The sequence below is a fragment of the Streptococcus oralis genome (genome assembly GCF_001578945.1).
Lineage (GTDB): Bacteria > Bacillota > Bacilli > Lactobacillales > Streptococcaceae > Streptococcus > Streptococcus oralis_Q.
Genome location: NZ_KQ969551.1, coordinates 7,606 through 11,619, shown reverse-complemented (window position 1 = coordinate 11,619; position 4,014 = coordinate 7,606). Strand labels below are relative to the sequence as shown.

At 43.5% G+C, this 4,014-nt stretch carries 2 protein-coding genes and 1 pseudogene; all 3 read right to left on the bottom strand.

All coding sequences use genetic code 11. The annotated features are described in order from the left end of the window. Positions 1–535 (bottom strand): divisome accessory protein ZapJ (locus SORDD16_RS02680; RefSeq protein ID WP_061452285.1); only part of this gene is annotated, 535 nt, incomplete at its 3' end. A 47-nt stretch (positions 536–582) separates the two neighbouring features. After that, positions 583–3,676 (bottom strand): annotated as a pseudogene (locus SORDD16_RS12155) (DEAD/DEAH box helicase). Positions 3,677–3,768: 92 nt separating this feature from the next. Further along, positions 3,769–4,014 (bottom strand): aminotransferase class I/II-fold pyridoxal phosphate-dependent enzyme (locus SORDD16_RS02670; RefSeq protein WP_128973458.1); only part of this gene is annotated, 246 nt, incomplete at its 5' end.

Genomic DNA, 4,014 nt, shown 5'->3' with positions numbered 1-4,014 from the left:
AGATTTGGCTCTTCTTTAGAAAATCATAGTTGTTCTTTTTATTTTTTCCCGTTTGGGTTTTCGGAGTTGGATTCGCCACTTGGCCAATCTCCTCAGCTAAAATATAGTGGGACTGGCTCAAGTTTTTACTAAATTTGGCAAACTCACCTGGATTTTCCTTTTGAAATGGCGCTGTTGGTTGGTTTCCTTGACGAACAAGTGTTGAACCATTGTGTCGTCTGGTATGACTAACATCCTGAGTCAAATACTTGGCTGAACGTTTCTTCTTCAAATCCGCACGCGCCTCTTCTCGAGCCAGTTCAGCATATGTTTTTTCAACTTTTTTAGGTTCTGGGCTTGGCTTTGACTCCTTATCAACCACTGGAGAAACTACGGTTTCTTCCTCATTGATAGGAGACCATTCCAAATAGTTCTTATCGCGGTAATCACCTTTTATATTGCTGATAAAGTCCGACTCATCGTACAAGTCCATGACTGGTATTTTGGTCAGCATGATTTCGTCATCTGACACCAATGGAAATCGATCTTGTTTCATTTTGTATTTCCTTTCAACACTTCATTATAGCGTATTGTCTTGATTTTTCAAGTGTTGGCTTCAGAAATTCCCAAAATTTCACGAATTTCTGCCAGACTAAGACTCGCACGAGACTCTGTACCATCTAAAACTTGGGAAACCAAATGTTTCTTTTGTTCTTGGAGTTCTTGAATTTTCTCTTCAATAGTCCCTTTAGTAATCAAGCGGTAAACCTCTACCTTCCGCTCCTGTCCCATTCGGTGAGCTCGTCCGATAGCCTGGGCCTCGACAGCAGGATTCCACCAGAGGTCAACCAAAATAACCGTATCAGCTCCCGTTAGATTGAGCCCAACACCACCCGCCTTAAGGGAGATGAGAAAGGCATCTCTCTCCCCTTGGTTAAAGGCCTTGGTCATCTCCTGTCTGTCTTGAGCTGGAGTTGAGCCCGTGATTTTGAAGGAGCTCAAGCCCAAATCTGGGAGTTCTTGCTCGATTTTTTCCAACATTCCTTTAAACTGGGAGAAAATCAAGACCCGATGCCCACCATCAGCCACTTGTAGCAATAAATCTCGGAGACTATCGAGTTTACCACTGGCTCCTTGGTAATCGTCCATAAAGAGAGCTGGCGTATCGCAGATCTGGCGCAAACGCATGAGGCCAGATAAGATTTCTACCCGACTTCTCTGGAATTCTTGATCTGTCACTTGCGCTAGGCGGTCTCGCATCTGTTGCAACTGGGCGAGATAGATGGCCTTCTGTTGATCTTCCAGTTCATTTTTATAGACGACTTCGATCAGATCGGGTAGTTCTGTTAGGACTTCTTCTTTCTTACGCCTCATGACGAAGGGCTTGATAAACTGCGCTACTCGGTCGGCCGGTAATTTCATAAACTCCTTTTTACTTGGCAAGAGTCCTGGAAGCACGATTTGAAAGATAGACCACAACTCTCCTAAATGATTTTCGATGGGTGTACCTGATAAAGCAAAGACTGCTGGTACCACAAACTGTCGCAAACTCTGAGCAATCTTGGTTTGGGCATTTTCATGACCTGGGCTTCATCTAAGAAGAGAAAATCAAAAGCCATCTCTTGATAAAGCTCGCTGTCTTGACGAAAGGTGGCATAGCTAGTCACATAGATTTGGTGATTTTCAGAAAGAATTGCTTCTCGATTCGCTTTCAAACCATGCACGACAGCCAAATCCAACTGTGGTGCAAATTTCCTGAATTCATCTGCCCAATTGTAAATCAAACCTGACGGCGCTAAAATCAAGACCCGACTGTCTTCGGTCACCTGACTGGTCAAAAAGCGATGGTTTGCAGTGTTTTTCCCAGTCCCATATCATCTGCCAGAATGCCACCAAAGCCATAGCGATGAAGCATCTGGAGCCATCGTACACCCTTTTCCTGATAATCTCTTAAACTTACTTGAACCTGTATGCTTCTTAAAGGAAAATCCTCAGGATGGGTCAAATCATGAGCTAAATGCTGAAATTCTTCCGAGAAGGAAATCCTGTCTCGACCTTCAAAAAGCTGAGAAAGGCTATAAGCCAGAGATTTTCGAGCTTGAAAAGAACCATCTTTTAGCTCAACCCCCAGTTCCTGTAAATTTTGACGAATCTGCTTGGTTTCCTCATCAAAAAAGTACACTTGGTCAGAAGAACTGATATAGAAATCCTGATTGCTGGTCAGGGCTTTAAGAGCTCGATCAATCTCTTCTTGGGCAATCCCTTGGAAATCAAACTGGATTTCCAACAATCCTCCCTTGGACTCAATCTGAACCTGAGGAGCTTGAACACTGTAGAGCTGACTCATCTCATCAGACAAGGAAACCGGACCCAACTTCTCAAAAGCTGGAATCGTATGATGGAAGAAAGAATAAACTACTTCTGGCTTCAAGGCCTGTCTCCAAGACTGAAAATCAGCCTCAAAACCAGCCCCTAAACAGACTTGAAATAGTTGGTTTTCCAAGACGGCATCGCTTGAAAATGGTAATTGTTCCAGCTGTTGACGACTAGTCACCTTAACATCTCCATAGTCAAATTGGATATCCAAGCGGATGCGACCGTCATCCTCCCTATCAAAGTAAAAGATTGGTGAAAAGGGTCTGATTTGCAAACGCTCGGGGGCAGACACTGTGCCTAGCTGTCCAAACAAAGGCAGACAGGTGGCTAGGCGATCACGATCACTATTGTCAAACTGGAGGCATTTTCTCCTTCTCTCCTCCTGAGGCAACTCCTTGATTTCCTTCAGTAGACTGATTTGTCTAGGATTTAAGAGATAAAGATTCCCCTTACGGAAGAGAACCGCTCCCCCATAGAATACGTTGACTCGCTCACTTTCAGAGATCTCCATCTCAAAATAATCGGGATACTCCTGCACGGAAAAAGAGAACAGTTCCGCATCGGGATCTAAATCATGAAAGAGAAGATTTTCATAACTATCGATCTGGTGTTCAAAATGAAAATCCTCCAAGTTCATCAGCAACTCTACCCCCTGCTCAAAAAAGGTCAGAGGGAAAAAGAGGTGACGACCTTGATTGGGGAAAAAGAGGTCTTGACTGAGTCCCTCCTCAATTAAGCCACATAAAAAAGTAAGAACTTCTTGACTAGCTGTATCAAAAGCCCCCCAAGACAAGCCATTCTCGTAGTGTTTCCCAATCATGTATGGCTTTCGATGGACCAGGACCTTCAAAAAGAGAGGGATGTCACGAATGACATAATATTTTTGACTATCAATTAAACCGATTCGAAGAGTCCAAAGGAGACGATTAGTCCCAGCTTCCACCTGTCCTAGAGCCGACAAAGTGTAGGTTTTCTCTCTCTTCTGAGGTTGGATACGCTCCAAAAAACTACCACCAAAACTAACCTTGGTTTCGACCTCCTCTTGCTCTTCACATCCTTTTTCCAAGGCTTGTAGAATCACTTGTCCTTCTTCGTCATTTTTCAGATAATGCTCGAACGCTGCTAGATGAACACAGTAGCCCCTTTTTTGGAAAAAATCACAAGCGCAAAAAACAAGATCATCCTCTAAACTGTAGCGCAGGTCTTCTCCCGCCACACGTGTATAGAGGCGATTCCCTTTTTCCTTGATAATCTCAATTTTGCCCGTCTTATAGAGAGTGACACTCTCCATGCGCAACTTTCCCGGAATCAGTTTAGCCATAGTTACCCCTTTATCTTATCTTTTCATTATACCACATTTTCTGATATGAAAATAGCCTTCTAGGAAGACTTTTCTCCTAGAAGGCTGGATTTTTAAAGTGTATCAAAAGTGGTCACGATGCGTTGGCAAACCTCTTCCAATACTGATTTCGGCATGGCTACATTGAGCCGAGCATGAAGGACTCCTTCCTCTCCAAAATCCAAACCACGGTTGAGAATAACCTTGGCTTCATTCCTCAAAAGTTCTTGCAATGTTTCATCAGTCAGGTCATAGGCTGAAAAATCAAGCCAAATCAAGTAGGTACCTTGCGGTTTCATGACTTTAATCTTGGTTTCTTT